At 53.8% G+C, this 16186-nt stretch carries 17 protein-coding genes and 2 tRNA genes; all 19 read left to right on the top strand.

The window, feature by feature from the left end; translation table 11 throughout:
* Positions 1-83 precede the first annotated feature (83 nt).
* The 19 genes from JYE49_RS07415 (at position 84) to JYE49_RS07325 (ending at position 16117) form a co-directional block, all read left to right on the top strand.
* The gene (locus tag JYE49_RS07415; RefSeq protein WP_093958187.1) at positions 84-1172 is read left to right on the top strand and encodes an ABC transporter ATP-binding protein; all 1089 of its coding nucleotides are present in this window, start codon (positions 84-86) and stop codon (positions 1170-1172) included.
* Positions 1169-2062 (top strand): carbohydrate ABC transporter permease, encoded by an 894-nt coding sequence (locus tag JYE49_RS07410; RefSeq protein ID WP_093958186.1) that lies wholly within the window; start codon positions 1169-1171, stop codon positions 2060-2062. Before JYE49_RS07415 ends, JYE49_RS07410 begins: the two co-directional genes overlap by 4 nt.
* A gap of 98 nt (positions 2063-2160) precedes the next feature.
* Positions 2161-3012, top strand: a complete 852-nt coding sequence (locus JYE49_RS07405) for a carbohydrate ABC transporter permease (protein WP_093958185.1) — start codon at positions 2161-2163, stop codon at positions 3010-3012.
* A gap of 43 nt (positions 3013-3055) precedes the next feature.
* Complete coding sequence (locus JYE49_RS07400) at positions 3056-4672, top strand: ABC transporter substrate-binding protein (RefSeq protein ID WP_346763126.1); 1617 nt, start codon at positions 3056-3058, stop codon at positions 4670-4672.
* A gap of 103 nt (positions 4673-4775) precedes the next feature.
* A complete protein-coding gene (locus JYE49_RS07395; RefSeq protein WP_093958184.1) occupies positions 4776-5507 on the top strand; it encodes a hypothetical protein in 732 nt (243 codons plus the stop codon).
* Positions 5508-5618: 111 nt separating this feature from the next.
* A tRNA-Met gene (locus JYE49_RS07390) sits at positions 5619-5694 on the top strand.
* 3 nt (positions 5695-5697) lie between these two features.
* Positions 5698-5771: transfer RNA gene (locus JYE49_RS07385), tRNA-Met, on the top strand.
* 436 nt (positions 5772-6207) lie between these two features.
* On the top strand, positions 6208-6663 hold the full coding sequence (locus tag JYE49_RS07380; RefSeq protein WP_093958183.1) for a deoxycytidylate deaminase: 456 nt from the start codon (positions 6208-6210) through the stop codon (positions 6661-6663).
* A 26-nt stretch (positions 6664-6689) separates the two neighbouring features.
* The gene (locus JYE49_RS07375) at positions 6690-7469 is read left to right on the top strand and encodes a DUF6062 family protein (RefSeq protein ID WP_143754540.1); all 780 of its coding nucleotides are present in this window, start codon (positions 6690-6692) and stop codon (positions 7467-7469) included.
* A gap of 48 nt (positions 7470-7517) precedes the next feature.
* Complete coding sequence (locus JYE49_RS07370; RefSeq protein ID WP_369413342.1) at positions 7518-7892, top strand: DRTGG domain-containing protein; 375 nt, start codon at positions 7518-7520, stop codon at positions 7890-7892.
* A gap of 3 nt (positions 7893-7895) precedes the next feature.
* Positions 7896-8324 (top strand): ATP-binding protein, encoded by a 429-nt coding sequence (locus JYE49_RS07365; RefSeq protein ID WP_093958181.1) that lies wholly within the window; start codon positions 7896-7898, stop codon positions 8322-8324.
* Positions 8325-8467: 143 nt separating this feature from the next.
* Positions 8468-9763 carry a [Fe-Fe] hydrogenase large subunit C-terminal domain-containing protein gene (locus JYE49_RS07360; protein WP_093958180.1) on the top strand — a complete coding sequence of 432 codons (1296 nt, stop codon included), beginning with the start codon at positions 8468-8470 and terminating at the stop codon, positions 9761-9763.
* A 48-nt stretch (positions 9764-9811) separates the two neighbouring features.
* On the top strand, positions 9812-10165 hold the full coding sequence (locus JYE49_RS07355) for a hypothetical protein (RefSeq protein ID WP_093958179.1): 354 nt from the start codon (positions 9812-9814) through the stop codon (positions 10163-10165).
* A gap of 3 nt (positions 10166-10168) precedes the next feature.
* Positions 10169-10861: a PHP domain-containing protein gene (locus JYE49_RS07350; protein ID WP_093958178.1), complete on the top strand. Its 693-nt coding sequence runs from the start codon at positions 10169-10171 to the stop codon at positions 10859-10861.
* Positions 10862-11135: 274 nt separating this feature from the next.
* Entirely contained in the window at positions 11136-11606 is a 471-nt protein-coding gene (nuoE, locus tag JYE49_RS07345; RefSeq protein WP_093958177.1) for an NADH-quinone oxidoreductase subunit NuoE, read from the top strand.
* Positions 11599-12156 (top strand): ATP-binding protein, encoded by a 558-nt coding sequence (locus tag JYE49_RS07340; protein WP_283399452.1) that lies wholly within the window; start codon positions 11599-11601, stop codon positions 12154-12156. The genes nuoE and JYE49_RS07340 overlap by 8 nt, the downstream gene beginning before the upstream one ends.
* Entirely contained in the window at positions 12153-12521 is a 369-nt protein-coding gene (locus tag JYE49_RS07335) for a (2Fe-2S) ferredoxin domain-containing protein (protein ID WP_093958175.1), read from the top strand. The genes JYE49_RS07340 and JYE49_RS07335 overlap by 4 nt, the downstream gene beginning before the upstream one ends.
* 27 nt (positions 12522-12548) lie before the next feature.
* The gene (gene nuoF, locus JYE49_RS07330) at positions 12549-14345 is read left to right on the top strand and encodes an NADH-quinone oxidoreductase subunit NuoF (protein WP_093958174.1); all 1797 of its coding nucleotides are present in this window, start codon (positions 12549-12551) and stop codon (positions 14343-14345) included.
* A gap of 23 nt (positions 14346-14368) precedes the next feature.
* A complete protein-coding gene (locus tag JYE49_RS07325) occupies positions 14369-16117 on the top strand; it encodes an NADH-dependent [FeFe] hydrogenase, group A6 (protein WP_093958173.1) in 1749 nt (582 codons plus the stop codon).
* Positions 16118-16186 lie beyond the last annotated feature (69 nt).

Here is a 16186-nt window from a genome sequence, read left to right as displayed (position 1 = left end):
GTAAAATCAAGCAAAGTAAGTATACATCATCCGAACCTTTCCGCACAAGAGCGCGGAGGGATTGTCGAAAGGAAGCGGATGCCATGAAAGTAGTGCTGGAAAACCTGACAAAGTGTTTCCCGTCCCGAAATAAGAAGGGGGCGGAGGTCATTGCTGTCAACAATTTCAATTTTGAAATCCCGGACGGTAAGCTGATCGGCCTGCTGGGCCCCAGCGGCTGCGGAAAAAGCACGACGCTGAACCTGATCAGCGGACTGGAGACGCCGACAAAGGGAAAGATATACTTCGGGGATGAAGACGTGACGAACCTTCCGCCGGAAGAGCGGGGCGTCGGTCTTGTATTCCAGAATTATGCCCTTTATCCGCATATGACGGTGGAGGAGAACATCATCTTTCCGCTGCAGAACCTGAAGGGCGCACAGAAGATGTCCAAGGAAGCCATGCACCAGAAGGCGGTGGAGACCGCGAAACTGGTGCAGCTGGACGGCCTTATGGAACGGAAACCGAAGGAGCTTTCCGGCGGCCAGCAGCAGCGCGTGGCCATTGCCCGGGCTCTGGTGAAAATCCCGAAGGTTCTGCTGCTGGATGAGCCGTTGAGCAACCTGGACGCCAGGTTGAGGCTGCAGACGCGGGAAGAACTCCGCCGGATTCAGCGGGAGACAGGGGTTACCACGATTTTCGTGACGCATGACCAGGAAGAAGCCATGAGTATCAGTGACCTGATCATCGTAATGAAGGACGGCGTGGTACACCAGATCGGAAAACCCCAGGATGTTTATGATGAGCCTGCGAACCTGTTTGTGGCTCAGTTCCTGGGGACGCCGCAGATCAATGTGTTCCATGGCGAGGTGAAAAACGAAAAACTGTATATCGGTGAGGAAGACGTACTGGATGTGCCCGGACGGAAGGACATGCATGTATGGGTCGGCATCCGGCCGGAAGGCTTTATCCCGGACGCGAATGAAGGGCGTATGACCTGCCAGATGGACCGGGTGGAAGTGATGGGACGGGACGTGAGCGTTGTTTCCACACATCCGCAGATGACAGGCAGGAGCATCCGTTCCATTGTCAGCGCCGAAAACAAATTCGATCCGGACCAGAAGACCGTGCGTTTCAACCTGAAACCGTATAAGGTTTTCCTGTTTGACAAGGAGAGCGAGGAACGGGTATGAAAAAGAACAACCTGAAGGCCTGGCTGTATCTGCTGCCGGCGATCCTTTTTCTGGGCGTGTTCATGGTCTATCCGCTGATCGACGTATGCTTCTATTCCGTTGAGGAAAACTACCAATCCATTGCACAAACCTATACCGGCGTCGGACTGGGCAATTTCGGCCATGTGCTGAGCGATCCGTTCTTTATCCAGGCGCTGAAGAATACCCTGATCCTGGTGGCTATTACAGTGCCTGTGAGCACAGGAATCTCCCTGCTGATCGCCTTGGGCCTCAGCTCAATCAAAACGCTGAAAAAAGCTTTCCAGACCATTTACTTCCTGCCGTATGTGACCAATACGCTGGCTGTCGGCCTGGTGTTCATGATCCTGTTCGCACGGACGGAATACACGGATGGCCTGATCAACGCGCTGATCAGTTCGATGGGATATGACATGGTTGACTTCATTAACGGACCGTACTGGGCAAAGATGCTGGTGACCTGCCTGTATACGGTCTGGATTGTTATGCCTTTCAAGATCCTGATCCTGACAAGCGCGCTGGCAAGCGTCAACCAGGATTATTACAAAGCTGCCAAGGTGGACGGGGCAAGCAGCGGACGGATTTTCCGGAAGATTACCCTGCCCATGATCAGCCCGACTGTTTTCTATCTAGTCATTACCGGCTTTATCGGAGCCTTCAAGGCTTACAGTGACGAGGTCGCGCTGTTTGGCGTAAACCTGAATGAAGCAGGCATGAACACGATAGTCGGTTATGTCTATGACATGCTGTACAGTGATAAGGGAGGATATCCCGGCTACGCGGCGGCAGCGGCATTGATCCTGTTTGCTATTGTGTTTACGATTACCTACATTAACCTGAAGTTCAGCAGAAACAAGGTACAGTATATGTAAATCAATTCATAATTCACAATTCATAATTCATCATTATGATTGGAATCCTGACCATGAGCTGCGAAGATGAGTATACAGGTGTTTGGGGATGAAGAAATATGATTGAGAAAAAGAACGCAAGGGTATCACGGGGACTGATTTACCTGTTCCTGGTGATCTGGGCGGTTATTGTTCTGTTTCCCTTTTACTGGATGGTGCTGACCAGCGTCAAGAATACCGCATCTTACAACAATGAAAAAACCCCTGAGTTCATTACCATGGAACCGACAGGGGAGAACTACGTCAAAGCCTTTACTGAGGTCAGTCTCGGAAGGTATTTTGCGAATACTTTGATTTTCACTGTGGCGACTACGGGATTGATGATGCTGGTGATTGTGCCGGCGGCATTTGCATTCTCCAGACTGGAATTCAAGGGGAAAAACCTGCTGTTTGCTTTGTTCCTGAGCCTGATGATGATTCCTACGGAGCTGGTGATTATCACCAACTATGTGACGATCGTCAACTGGGGATTCCAGAAGGGCGACCTGACCTATCTTGGTCTGATCCTTCCTTCGGTAACCAGTGTGTTCTATATCTACCTGCTGAAGGAAAACTTTGAAGCTATTCCGGATGAACTGTACAATGCGGCAAAGGTGGACGGTACCAGCGACCTGAAGTACCTGCTTAAGGTGATGGTGCCCATCAGCCAGCCGACGATTGTGACCATAGCCATCCTGAAAGTAATTGAATGCTGGAACAGCTATGTATGGCCGAGACTGATTACCAAAGAATCAAAGTATTTCCTGGTATCGAACGGCATCCAGGCGATCCGGGAGAGCGGATTCGGCCGTCAGGATATTCCGGCAATGATGGCGGCTGTGGTGGTCGTCAGCATCCCGCTGATTGTGCTTTTCCTGGTGTTCCGTGACAAGATTATGGCGGGAGTTTCCAGGGGAGGAACAAAGGGATAAGTTGAGGCAGGAGGTAGGAAGTAGGAAGTAGGAGGTACAGGCAGTGAAGAGAAAGAATGTAAAGCGGATCGCAGTTTGTGCGATGCTTGTTATATCACTGATTCTGCTGTCCGGATGCCATGGACGGCTGGAGAGCCGGGAAGCGACGGGAGCCGGGAATGCGAAGATCCCGGAACCGTTTGATGATTCCAAGCCGATTGAACTGGTCTTCTGGGCCAAGAATGATACCAACAAGGTGCAGACGGCTGTTTATACGAACGCCATCAAAGAATTTGAAGAAATGTATCCGAATGTGAAGATCAATCTGCGCCTGTACGCGGATTACGGGCGGATCTTTGCTGACGTGATTACCAATATTGCGACGAAAACAACACCGAATGTATGCATTACCTATCCGGACCATATCGCCACGTATATGACAGGCCAGGACGTTGTGCTGCAGATGGATGACTGGATGAAAGACAGCCGGTACGGGCTTGGGGGAAGCGAGGTCCGCTTTGATTCCCCGAAACAGGAGGAGATTGTACCGGAATTCCTGGCAGAGTGCGTGCTGGAAGACCATTATTACGCCATGCCCTATATGCGCTCCACAGAAGCCCTGTACGTCAATGAGGATATGGTAAAGAAGCTGGGATACGAACTGCCTGAAGTGGTAACCTGGGACTTTGTGTGGGAAGTCAGCGAAAAGGCCATGGAGAAAAACGAAGACGGCACCTTTAAGATTAACGGCCAGAAGGTGATGATTCCCTTTATCTACAAGAGCACGGACAATATGATGATTACCATGCTCAAACAGCTGGACGCTCCGTATTCCACAGCGGAGGGGGAAGTGCTGCTCTTCAACGACACCACCAAGGGACTGCTGGAAGAAATCTATAAGCACGCAAAGAGCCGGGCTTTCTCCACGTTTGCCATCAGCAGCTACCCGGGCAACTTCCTCAATGCCGGACAGTGCATCTTTGCGATTGACTCCACTGCCGGCGCTACCTGGATGGGAAGCGAAGCGCCGATGCTGGACATTCATGAGGAACAGGTGGTTCCGTTCAATATCCGGGTGATGCCGATTCCGCAGTTTAAACCGGAAGAACCGAAGATGATCAGCCAGGGCCCCAGCATCTGTATCTTCAACAAGGATGATCCCCAGGAAGTGCTGGCCAGCTGGCTGTTTACCCAGTATCTGATCAGCAATAAGGTTCAGCTGGGTTATGCGGAGACAGAAGGTTATCTGCCGGTGACCCTGAAGGCTCAGCAAAGCGCAGAGTATCGGGATTACCTGAGCAGGAAAGGCGAGGACGACGACCATTATTCCGTGAAGATTGAAGCCAGCGAGCTGCTGCAAAAGTACACCTCGGATACCTTTGTTACGCCGGTGTTCAACGGCAGCAACAGCCTGCGTTCCGCTGCCGGACAGCTGATTGAAAGCACTGCGAAAAGCGCACGCCGGAAAGAAAAGATGAGCGACGCGTATATCGAAAAGCTGTACGCTGACGTGACCAGCCTTTTCCAGCTGGATCAGATTGAAGTCAAAGCAGGGAAGAAGGTGTCCTTCGGGGAGCTTCCTTCCGAATCAAAAACGCTGCTGATTGTTATCCCGTGCATTTGGATCCTGATTGGTCTGTACGCATTCCTGACCAAGCGGAAGAACCGTAAGAAAACGTAAAAACGGATGAGGTCCGTTGTGTTTTTACGCTGTTTGATGTATGATAAACCCGGAAAGCGGAGGGGGGAATCCCTCCTGGAATAATGAAAGGAGAACAGCTATTATGAAAAAGATTATCAGCCTGATTCTGGTTCTTGCCCTTGCACTGTGCCTGGTTCCTGTGCTGGCTGAAGAAGAAGCCGCCGATGAGGAAGCGAGCGAACTGGTACTGATGTCCCATGAGGATTATGTCCTGGCTGAGATGGATGCTCCCGTGTATGTGGAAACCTATGTGCAGGCACACCAGAACTGGTGGAACGACAAGATGACCATTTATGCCCAGAGCGAAGACGGTGCATATTTCATCTATGAACTGGGCATTTCCAAGGATGAAGCTGCCAAGCTGGTTCCCGGTACCAAGATTGCCGTGAAGGGCTTCAAGGGCGAGTGGAGCGGCGAGGTTGAAATCCTCGATGCGACTTATGAAATCCTTGAGGGCGATCCCTTCATCGCGACCGCTACCGATGTGACCGCTCTGCTGGGCACTGACGAACTGATCAATCATCAGAACGAACTGGTGGCTTTCAAGGGCATGACTGTGGAAGCTTATGACGATAGCGGCGCTGCTTTTGCTTACAAAGATGCGGAAGGCAAGACCGATGACCTGTACTTCAAGGTTTCCAAGGATGGACAGACCTATGATTTCTGCGTTGAGTTCTATCTCTGCGGCAATGATACTGAAGTGTACAAGGCTGTGGAAGCCCTGAAGGTCGGCGATGTGGTTGATCTGGAAGGATTCCTCTACTGGTACAATGGTGCTAACCCCCATATCACCAGCGTAACCGCCGCACAGTAAAAGCGTTTGTTTCAGCCTCCGGACAGAAATGTCCGGAGGCTTTTATTTTTTTTGCTTGACATTTTAATCCGGGTCATGTATTATATCCCTTGCGCTCGCAGGAGCGGATGACGCGGGGTGGAGCAGTTGGCAGCTCGTCGGGCTCATAACCCGGAGGTCGGGGGTTCAAATCCCTCCCCCGCAACCATATGGCTCAATAGCTCAGTTGGCTAGAGCATTCGGTTCATACCCGGAGTGTCATAGGTTCGAGTCCTATTTGAGCCACATAAGAAAACAGACCCTACAAGGGTCTGTTTTCTTATGTTTTTGGCTCAAAAGGACTCGACCTATGACACGACGGGACCCGGGGGACAGCCGCCGAGGACTGCCAGTGGCAGAAATTTCGTCGGCAGCTGTCTCAACCGAAACGAGCGATCTGTCCGGGGGACAGTCGCGACGATTGAGGTTGCGGGATAGGTTCGAGTCCGTGCCGGATATCAGGTTGCGTGGATAGGTTCGAGTCCGTGCCGGATATCATAACGCTAAAGAGAATCTTGCAACGCCGACTGAGGTTGCGGGATAGGTTCGAGTCCTATTTGAGCCACACATCGAAACGAGACCTTCATGGTCTCGTTTTTTGTTGACCAAATGTTTTCCTTCTTCTATAATAAAAAAGATAAGTCAAGACAATCATCAACACAACTGCAAAGGTGGGAAATACATGGATAAATGGGACAAGCGGTTCATGCAGATGGCGTTTACAATCGCAGACTGGTCCAGCTGCTTTCGCGCAGGTCGCAAAATTGGCTGTGTGATCGTCAAAGACAAGCGGATCATGACCACCGGATATAACGGAGCACCGGCGGGTATCAAAACATGCCGGGACAAGGGCGTATGCCTTCGGGATAAACTGGGGATTCCCAGCGGCACGCAGATGGAAACCTGCTATGCAGTGCATGCAGAGCAGAACGCGATTGTTCAGGCTGCCAAGCTGGGTGTTTCCATTGACGGTGCCACGCTGTACTGCACCCATCAGCCCTGTTCCATGTGCTGCAAGATGATTATCAATTCCGGTATCCGGAGAGTGATTTACAAAGAAGGCTATCCGGATCCCTTCACGCTGGAACTGTTTGCGGAGGCAGGCGTACAGCTGGAGAGATTCGAAGAGGACATCTGAATTCAGAGAAAAAGGTTGGACAATAAGTGAGATATCATATCGACACAATTCCCGTATGGGATGCCATGAAAATGGACGGTGAGTGCTTTCTCTGTGCCCTGGAGCGCAAGACGGAGCTGGGGGAAGCAGATCGTTATCTGGGCGCGTCGGTGATGGAACCAGACGTGCGTGTAAAGGTAAATGACCGGGGCTTCTGCAGGAAGCATCATGCTATGCTTTTCTCCATGAGCAACCGCCTGGGTCATGCCCTGATGCTGGAAAGCCACACCATTGAAATCCGGGAGAAACTGGCCAGGATTTCCGATAAACTGGAGAAAACCGCAGCGCAGCTGAAGAATGCCGGAATCGGGGATAAGCTGAGCGGAAAAACAAAAACTGCTACGGATGAAATCCTGAAGCAGGCGCAGGCAGTGAACGAAATGGCAGGAAGCTGCCTGATGTGTGATACCATTGAAGAGAACATGAACCGGTATCTTCATACCTTCTTCCATCTTTATCAGAATGACGGAGAATTCCGCAACCGGTTTGAGCAAAGCAAGGGACTGTGCCTGCCGCATCTGGGGAAACTGCTGGAGACCGCGACGCAGGAGCTTGGTGCCAAAGACCTGGGCCGGTTCGTTGAGACGCTGACAAGGATGGAAAAGGAGAACATGGACCGGATTCAGGAGGATATCTCCTGGTTTATTAAAAAGTTTGATTACCGGTATGAAAACGAAAGCTGGAAGAACAGCAAGGATGCTGTGGAACGCACTGTGAACAAGGTGCGCGGCTGGTGCGTCGGGAAAGAACCAAACAACAATGAATAATTAACAATGACCATTGCGTGTCCCGGAAATGAGAAGGGAGAATGCCAGATGATGACCATCAGGGAAGTCATGGAAATTGTGGATGGAAAGGTGCTTGTCGGGGCAGACAGACTGGATGAACGGGTGGATACGGCCTGCGGATCCGACCTGATGAGCGACGTGCTGGCTTTTGTGAAAGAAAAAGCCGTGCTGATCACAGGACTGATTAATCCCCATGTGCTCCGGACATCTGAGATGCTGGACATTACCTGCATCGTCTTCTCGCGGGGGAAAATGCCCAGCGAAGAGATGCTGGAGATGGCGGAGGAAATCGGTATCACGGTGATTTCCAGTCCGCTGACAACTTATACCGCGTGCGGAGAACTGTATGTTCACGGCCTGCCTGGTACGAAAAGGAAGACAGGCGTAAAAGAGGGGGTGTAAGCGTTGGCGTACATCCTTGAGAAAAGCTTTCCTGTGGAAGCAGGCGCATATACCACAGCCGGCGAGGCATCCACAACTATCAAAAGGACTCTGAAACAGCTTGGCATCAGTGCGGAAGTGCTTCGGCATGTGTCTGTTGCCTGCTATGAGGTGGAGCTGAACCTGGTTATCCACTCACTGGGCGGAACGCTGACGCTTCTGGTGGATCCGGAAAAGGTGACGCTAATATCCAAGGACGTGGGTCCCGGCATTCCGGATATTGATATGGCCATGACGGAGGGATTCTCCACAGCCAGTGCGGAGGCACGGACGCTGGGATTCGGCGCCGGCATGGGCTTGCCGAATATGAAGCGGAACGCGACAGAATTCGATATCCAGAGTGAAGTGGGCGTCGGAACGACGATAACGATGTCGTTTGCTCTTGCAGGATAATTCATCATTCACAATTCATAATTTGAAGTATTGTCTGGAGATTGAGTATTAAGCAAAGACAGAGAATAAGATGAGTAATTCCGAAGGTGATTCTTTTCCCCAGGGTGAACAGATCATCAATTCGGTTATACAGGAGACAGGCTATGGAACAGAAACGGTTTCATTCGGTGAGGCTGGAAGGCGATAAATGCAGGGGCTGTACGAACTGTCTGAAGCGGTGCCCGACAGAGGCAATCCGCGTCAGAGGCGGACGGGCGCACATTATTGATGAGCGCTGCATTGACTGCGGCGAATGTATCCGCGTGTGCGGTTATCATGCCAAGGTGGCCGTGACGGATCCGCTGTCCTCCATCAGCGGCTTCAAGTATAAGATTGCACTGCCCGCACCGAGCCTGTATGGACAGTTCCAGAACCTGAAGAGCATCAGCCAGGTGCTGAACGGCCTGAAACAGATGGGTTTTGATGACGCATTTGAGGTGGCGAGGGGAGCGGACGTTGTATCCCGGGCTATCCGGGAACGCCTGAAGAATCCGGATCTGCCCAGACCGGTGATCTCTTCTGCCTGTCCTGCTATCGTGCGACTGATCCAGGTCCGTTTCCCGGATCTGCTGGATCATATTGTGGACGTACGCCAGCCGATGGAAGTGGCGGCTATGATTGCCAAGCGGGAATATGCCCGTTCGCACGGTGTGAAGGAAGAAGAAATCGGCTGTTTCTTTATTACTCCCTGTCCGGCAAAGGTGACGGCAATCCGCAGACCGATCGGCCACGCGAAGAGCGCGGTGGATGGAGCCATTTCCGTGCTCGAGATCTATGGCTTGCTTTCCAGCCAGATCCGGAATGCTCCGGTGGATATCAGTCTGGAAACAGCATCGGACCTGGGCGTGGGCTGGGCCAGAAGCGGCGGCGAATGCAATGCCGTAAGCCCGGAGAACTCCATGTCTGTGGACGGAATTGAAAACTGTATCCATGTGCTGGAAGAAATTGAAGATAACAGGTTGAAACACCTTGAGTTCTTTGAGGGCGCTGCCTGCACAGGCGGCTGTGTGGGCGGACCGCTGAACTTTGAAAACAACTATGTGGCACGGTCCAACGTCCGTCGCCTTGCCAGCCGGGATCAGAACCCGGAACTCAACGTGGACAATGGTATGATGACGAAGTATCCGCTGTACGACGACCTGAGCATCCTGCCGAACTCCGCGATGAAGCTGGATGAAGATCTGATGGAAGCCATGCGCAAGATGGAACGCATTGACAAGATCTATAAGGAACTGCCGGGCTTCGACTGCGGAAGCTGCGGAAGTCCGACATGCAGGACGTTTGCAGAAGACGTTGTTCAAGGCGTTGCAACCAAAATGGATTGTATACACATGATGAAGGAACAACTTCGTGTAATGGCCCAGCAGATGGTCGATCTTGCAAAAACTACTCGAGAATAGTTTTTGCAAGAGCTGAGAATGATTTGAGGATTGGGAGGAACTGTGACGATGACTGTAAAAGAGCTTTGTGAGCTGATTGAAGCGAAGGATATGACGCCGGAAGCGGATAAGAGCGTGGAGGTTTCCTGCGGGTATACCTGCGACCTGCTGAGCTGGGTGATGGCTCACGGTACAGCAGGGATGGCGTGGGTGACTGTGCAGACTCATATGAACGTAATTGCTGTAGCCAGCCTGATGGAGATGGCTGCAGTGATTATCCCCGAAGATATTGAGATGGAAGCACCCTCGCTGGAAAAAGCCCAGAGTGAAGGAATCAACGTGCTTCAGACGCCGCTGACGGCCTATGAGATCTGCGCGCGGCTGGCGGAGGCAGGACTGCCCGGAAAGAACCGGGAGGTATAAAACATGTGGGTGGATCTTCATATTCACTCCTGTCTCAGTCCCTGCGCGGATGACGACATGACGCCGGCGAATATCTGCGGCATGGCGCATATCAAGGGACTGGACGCGATTGCGGTGACAGACCATAATACAGCCCGGAATCTGCCTTTTGTGAAAGAGGCAGCGGATTATTACGGCCTGATACTGCTGCCGGGGATGGAGATCACCACAAAGGAAGAAGTGCATCTGCTGGGATATTTCCGTGATGTGGATACAGCTGTGGAGGTCGGGGAGATCTTTTCCAGCCATCTGCCGCCGATGAAAAACAAGCCGGATTTCTTTGGCAATCAGCTGGTGATGAACACGGACGATGAAACGGTTGACGTGGAAGAACGGCTGCTGATCGGCGCGACTGACCTGGACCTGGCGGAGTGTACCCGGATTATCCGGGAACACGGCGGCGCGGCGGTACCGGCCCATATCAACCGGGGACACGGGCTGCTGGTGAACCTGGGACTTTTTCCGGAAGAACCGGATTTCCCGGTGGTGGAGGTACGGCCGGAACTGCCGGTCAACGAGAAACTGATCGCCGGGAAAAAGCGGCTGTGGTCTTCAGACGCCCATCATTTAGGGGATATCCTGGAGGCAGTGAGCGAGCTTGATACTGACCGTTTTTCACTGGGCGGATTGTTTGATCTAATCAAAAATGAAAAATGAAGAGTTAAGATACAGATAATGTACAGGGGTTATTGTTGAGGCGTGCCGGGCGAGGATGACCGGCGCGCCTCCTGCGTTTTGGACAGGAGCGAAGGCCGGAAGCCTTGAAAAACAAGGAGTTTGTTAGCAGTGACTAACCAAAAAGTTTAATATTTCAACCGTTAAAGCCCTTTTCTTTCAAGGGCGAATATGATAAAATCAATCGGATAGCTGTAATGGGCAGAGTCTGCCTTTACATAAGTCTCAAAAACATCCCAAGGAGGTCAAGGACTGTATGCCTGACAACAAGGAAAAGTACGCAAAGCTGCAGGAAGTGATCGAGAAACACAAGGGTGAACGCGGTGCCGTGATGCCCTGCCTGCAGGAAGCCATGAACATTTTCGGCTATGTGCCGCAGGATGTTCAGGAAATGATCGCGGACGGACTGGGAACGACCCTGTCTGAAGTCTACGGTGTTTCCACTTTCTACTCCCAGTTCTCCCTGAAGCCCAAGGGAAAACACGTGATCGGTGTGTGCCTGGGCACTGCCTGCTATGTCAAGGGAAGCCAGAAGATCATCGAGAAACTGTCTGAAGAGCTGAAAATCCAGCCCGGAGACACTACAGATGACGGCCTGTTCACACTGAACGCCACCCGTTGCCTGGGTGCCTGCGGTCTTGCTCCTGTTATGATGATCGGCGAAGAGGTATACGGCCGGCTGACGCCGGATCAGGTCCCCGGTATTCTCGAAACCTATCGTGCGTGATCTGAGTCTTCACCTGCTGGATCTGGCGCAGAACAGTATCACAGCCGGCGCGAGCCTGGTGACCATCCGTCTGACCCTGGAAGAGAACGGGATGCTGACCATGGAACTCGCGGATAATGGTAAAGGAATGAGCCCGGAGCTGCTGGCCCGGGTAACCAGTCCTTTTGCCACAACCCGGACAACCCGCAAGGTTGGACTGGGAATTCCCATGATGAAGGAGAACGCCGAAAGAGCCGGAGGCACTTTCCATCTGGAAAGTGAGGAAGGAAAGGGAACAACCCTGACCTGTTCCATGGACACCGGCAACATCGACTGTCTTCCGCTTGGGGATTTATCCGGTACTTTGCTGAGTCTGATGCTGACCAATCCGTTGTTTCCGGATTTCCTTTTTGAGGGCAAAAGCCCGAAAGGAGAGGGAAGTTTCGATACGAGAGAGGTCAGGAATGCGCTGGGCAGCGACATCCCCTTTAACGAGCCTTCCGTGGCCGCGTGGCTGAAGGAAGCGCTGGACGAGGAAATCAACTCAATCTTTGGAGGTGTATTGATATGAAATCTTTGGCAGATCTGGAAGCCATCCGCGCAAAGACGCTGGAAAGCATTAACATGCGCAAGGACACGGACGCCTGCCGCGTTGTGATCGGCATGGCCACCTGCGGTATTGCCGCCGGCGCCCGCCCCGTGATGCTTGCCTTTATGGAAGAAATCCAGAAGCGGAACCTGCAGCACGTGACCGTGAGCCAGACCGGCTGCATCGGTATGTGCCGTTATGAGCCCATGCTGGACGTGATCCTGCCCGGCAAGGAAAAGGTTACCTACATCCACGTGAAGCCTGAAATGGTGCCGCGGATCGTAGCTGAGCACATTGTTAACGGTCAGCCTGTGGAAGAATATACCATCGGCGCCGCAAAAGACTAATTAACGACAAAGAGGAGGAAAACCCAGATGGAGCTTTATCGTTCTCATGTGCTGGTCTGCGGCGGCACCGGCTGTTCTTCTTCCGGTTCCGCGAAGCTGATTGAACGCTTCGAGGAGCAGCTGAAGGAAAAGGGCCTTGACAAGGAAGTCAAGGTAGTCCGCACGGGCTGCTTCGGACTGTGCGAAGCCGGTCCCGTTGTTATCGTTTATCCCGAAGGAACTTTCTACAGCCGCGTTAAGGAAGAAGACGTGGATGAGATCGTATCCGAGCACCTGCTGAAGGGCCGTAAGGTTCAGCACCTGGTCTATGTGGATCACAAGACCCACGAGAGCAGCGTTCAGAAGAGCCTGAATGAGATCGGCTTCTACAAGCAGCAGCAGCGCGTCGCACTGCGGAACTGCGGTGTGATCGATCCTGAAAACATCGATGAATACATTGCCTTCGACGGCTATAAGGCCCTGGCAAAGGCCCTGACCGAAATGACTCCTGAGCAGGTTTGCCAGGAAGTGCTGGATTCCGGTCTGCGCGGCCGCGGCGGCGCCGGTTTCCCCACCGGTAAGAAGTGGCAGTTCGCCCGTGCCAGCCAGGCTGAGCACAAGTACTTCGTCTGTAACGCTGACGAAGGCGACCCCGGCGCGTTCATGGACCGCTCCCTGCTGGAAGGCGATCCCCACGCGATCCTGGAAGCCATGGCCATCGGCGGCTACGCCATCGGCGCTGATGAAGGCTGGATTTACGTCCGCGCTGAGTACCCCATCGCCGTGAAGCGCCTGGAGAAGGCCATCGAGCAGGCTCATGAATACGGCCTGCTGGGTGAGAACATCTTCGGCACCGGCTTCAACTTTGACATTCACATCCGTCTGGGCGCCGGCGCGTTCGTGTGCGGCGAAGAAACCGCTCTGATGGCCTCTATCGAAGGCAAACGCGGCGAGCCCCGTCCGAAGCCCCCGTTCCCGGCTGTGAAGGGTCTGTTTGAGAGCCCCACCAACATCAACAACGTTGAAACCCTGGGCAACATCGCCCAGATCATCCTGAAGGGTGCGGACTGGTTCAAGTCCATTGGTATTCCTTCCTCCACCGGTACAAAAGTTTTCGCCCTGGGCGGCAAGATCAACAACACCGGTCTGGTGGAAGTTCCCATGGGTATCCCGCTGCGCACCATCATTGAGGACATCGGCGGCGGCTGCCCGAACGGCAAGAAGTTCAAGGCCGTTCAGACTGGCGGTCCTTCCGGCGGATGTATCCCCGCCAGCATGCTGGACATCTCCGTGGACTATGACAGCCTGACCAAGATCGGCGCCATGATGGGTTCCGGCGGTATGATCGTCATGGACGAAGACAACTGTATGGTGGACATCGCCCGCTTCTTCCTCGACTTCACAGTTGATGAGAGCTGCGGTAAGTGCACACCCTGCCGCGTTGGTACCCGCCGCATGCTGGAGATCCTTGAACGGATCACCCAGGGCAAGGGCGAAGAAGGCGACATCGAGAAGCTGGAAACCCTGGCCGAAAACATCAAGAGCAGCGCTCTGTGCGGTCTGGGCCAGACGGCTCCGAACCCGGTGCTTTCCACCATCAAGTACTTCCGCGATGAGTATGAAGCGCACATCAAGGAAAAGCGCTGCCCGGCACATCACTGCCAGGCCCTGCTGAACTACAAGATCACCGACGCCTGCCGCGGCTGTACCGCCTGCGCCCGCAAGTGCCCGGTGAACGCGATCACCGGCAACGTCAAGGAACAGCACGTGATCGACCAGAACAAGTGCATCAAGTGCGGAAGCTGCATGGCGACATGTAAGTTCGGCGCTATCATCAAGGAATAATCGCGCGAGGAGGAACAACACAAATGGAAAATCTCGTTAAGCTTACGATTGACGGCGTCAGTGTTGAAGTTCCGGCCGGCACGACGGTTCTGGAAGCGGCGAAAAAAGCCGGGATCAACATCCCCACGCTGTGCTACCTGAAGGATATCAACCAGATCGGCGCCTGCCGTATGTGTATCGTTGACACCGGCGCCCGCGCTTTCGGCGCGGCCTGCGTGCTGCCCGTGAGCAACGGCATGAACGTCAAGACCAATACCCCCAAGATCCGGGAAGCCCGCCGGGTGAACCTGGAGCTGCTGCTGAGCAACCACGACAAGAAGTGCCTGGACTGCGCCCGCAACCAGAAGTGCGAACTGCAGCAGATGTGCCAGGACCTGGGCGTGGATGACGTGGACAAGTACAAGGGCAAGATGAACGAGTATGACATCGACGATCTGAGCCCCTCCATCGTCCGCAACAACAACAAATGTATCCTGTGCCGCCGCTGCGTTGCCGCCTGTAACAACACTCAGGCTGTCGGCGTTATCGGCCCCATGGGACGCGGCTTCAAGACCAAGATCGGCAGCGCCTGGGAACAGCCGCTGAACGACGTGGCCTGCATCAACTGCGGTCAGTGTATCGCAGCCTGCCCGACCGGCGCCCTGTATGAGAAGGATTCCACCAAGGCTGTGTGGGATCTGCTGAATGACGAAACCAAGACAGTGGTTGTGCAGCCCGCTCCCGCGGTCCGCGCCGCCCTGGGTGAAGAGTTCGGCATCCCGATGGGCACTGCTGTGACCGGCAAAATGGCCGCTGCCCTGCGCCGCCTTGGTTTCGACAAGGTGTTTGACACCGACTGGGCTGCTGACCTGACCATCATGGAAGAAGGCACCGAGTTCATCGGCCGCCTGACCAACGGCGGTGTGCTGCCGATGATCACCAGCTGCTCTCCCGGATGGATCAAGTTCTGCGAAACCTACTATCCGGACTTCATTCCGAACCTGTCTTCCTGCAAATCTCCCCACGAGATGGAAGGCGCGATGATCAAGACCTACTGGGCGGAGAAGGTCGGCATCGATCCCAAGGACATCAAGGTTGTGTCCGTGATGCCCTGTACCGCCAAGAAGTTCGAGGCGAAGCGTCCCGAACTGGGCCACAACGGCCTGGCAGACGTTGATGAAGTCATCACCACCCGTGAACTGGCCAAGATGATCAAGGAAGCCGGTATCGACTTCGCAAACCTGCCCGATGAAGACTTTGATCCCGTCCTCGGCGAAAGCACGGGCGCGGGCGTCATCTTCGGCGCGACCGGCGGCGTTATGGAAGCTGCCCTGCGTACCGTCTATGAAATCGTGACCAAGGAAACGCTGGACAAGGTCGACTTCACAGCGGTCCGCGGTATCGAAGGAGTGAAGGAAGCCACCATCAAGGTGGGCGATCTGGACGTCAACGTGGCGGTTGCCCACGGCACTGCCAACGCGGCGAAGCTGCTGGACAGCGTCCGCAGCGGTGAGAAGACCTACCACTTCATCGAGGTCATGGGCTGCCCCGGCGGCTGCGTGACCGGCGGCGGTCAGCCCATCGTATCCGCCCAGAAGCGGATGGAATGCGATCCCAAGACCCTGCGTGCCGCGGCCCTGTACAACGAGGACGCGAACAAGCCGCAGCGGAAGTCCCACGAGAACGCTTCCATCATGGCGGTTTACAAAGACTACCTGGGCGAGCCCAACAGCCATCTGGCTCACGAGCTGCTGCATACCCACTATACAGCCCGCCCGAAGTACAAGAAGTAATCCGGAGATTACTCCAGGCAGCGCATTTGCAAAAATGCGCTGCTTTTTTGTGTAAAAAAATAAACGGAC

The organism is Aristaeella hokkaidonensis (assembly GCF_018128945.1).
GTDB lineage: Bacteria > Bacillota > Clostridia > Christensenellales > Aristaeellaceae > Aristaeella > Aristaeella hokkaidonensis.
This window is presented reverse-complemented; position numbering and strand designations above follow the sequence as displayed.

Bases quoted from the DNA above. Each gene is read 5' to 3' on its own strand.
- JYE49_RS07415 (WP_093958187.1), top strand. From the start codon at position 84: ATGAAAGTAGTGCTGGAAAACCTGACAAAGTGTTTCCCGTCCCGAAAT.
- JYE49_RS07410 (WP_093958186.1), top strand. From the start codon at position 1,169: ATGAAAAAGAACAACCTGAAGGCCTGGCTGTATCTGCTGCCGGCGATC.
- JYE49_RS07405 (WP_093958185.1), top strand. From the start codon at position 2,161: ATGATTGAGAAAAAGAACGCAAGGGTATCACGGGGACTGATTTACCTG.
- JYE49_RS07395 (WP_093958184.1), top strand. From the start codon at position 4,776: ATGAAAAAGATTATCAGCCTGATTCTGGTTCTTGCCCTTGCACTGTGC.
- JYE49_RS07380 (WP_093958183.1), top strand. From the start codon at position 6,208: ATGGATAAATGGGACAAGCGGTTCATGCAGATGGCGTTTACAATCGCA.
- JYE49_RS07370 (WP_369413342.1), top strand. From the start codon at position 7,518: ATGATGACCATCAGGGAAGTCATGGAAATTGTGGATGGAAAGGTGCTT.
- JYE49_RS07360 (WP_093958180.1), top strand. From the start codon at position 8,468: ATGGAACAGAAACGGTTTCATTCGGTGAGGCTGGAAGGCGATAAATGC.
- JYE49_RS07355 (WP_093958179.1), top strand. From the start codon at position 9,812: ATGACTGTAAAAGAGCTTTGTGAGCTGATTGAAGCGAAGGATATGACG.
- JYE49_RS07350 (WP_093958178.1), top strand. From the start codon at position 10,169: ATGTGGGTGGATCTTCATATTCACTCCTGTCTCAGTCCCTGCGCGGAT.
- nuoE (WP_093958177.1), top strand. From the start codon at position 11,136: ATGCCTGACAACAAGGAAAAGTACGCAAAGCTGCAGGAAGTGATCGAG.
- JYE49_RS07335 (WP_093958175.1), top strand. From the start codon at position 12,153: ATGAAATCTTTGGCAGATCTGGAAGCCATCCGCGCAAAGACGCTGGAA.
- nuoF (WP_093958174.1), top strand. From the start codon at position 12,549: ATGGAGCTTTATCGTTCTCATGTGCTGGTCTGCGGCGGCACCGGCTGT.
- JYE49_RS07325 (WP_093958173.1), top strand. From the start codon at position 14,369: ATGGAAAATCTCGTTAAGCTTACGATTGACGGCGTCAGTGTTGAAGTT.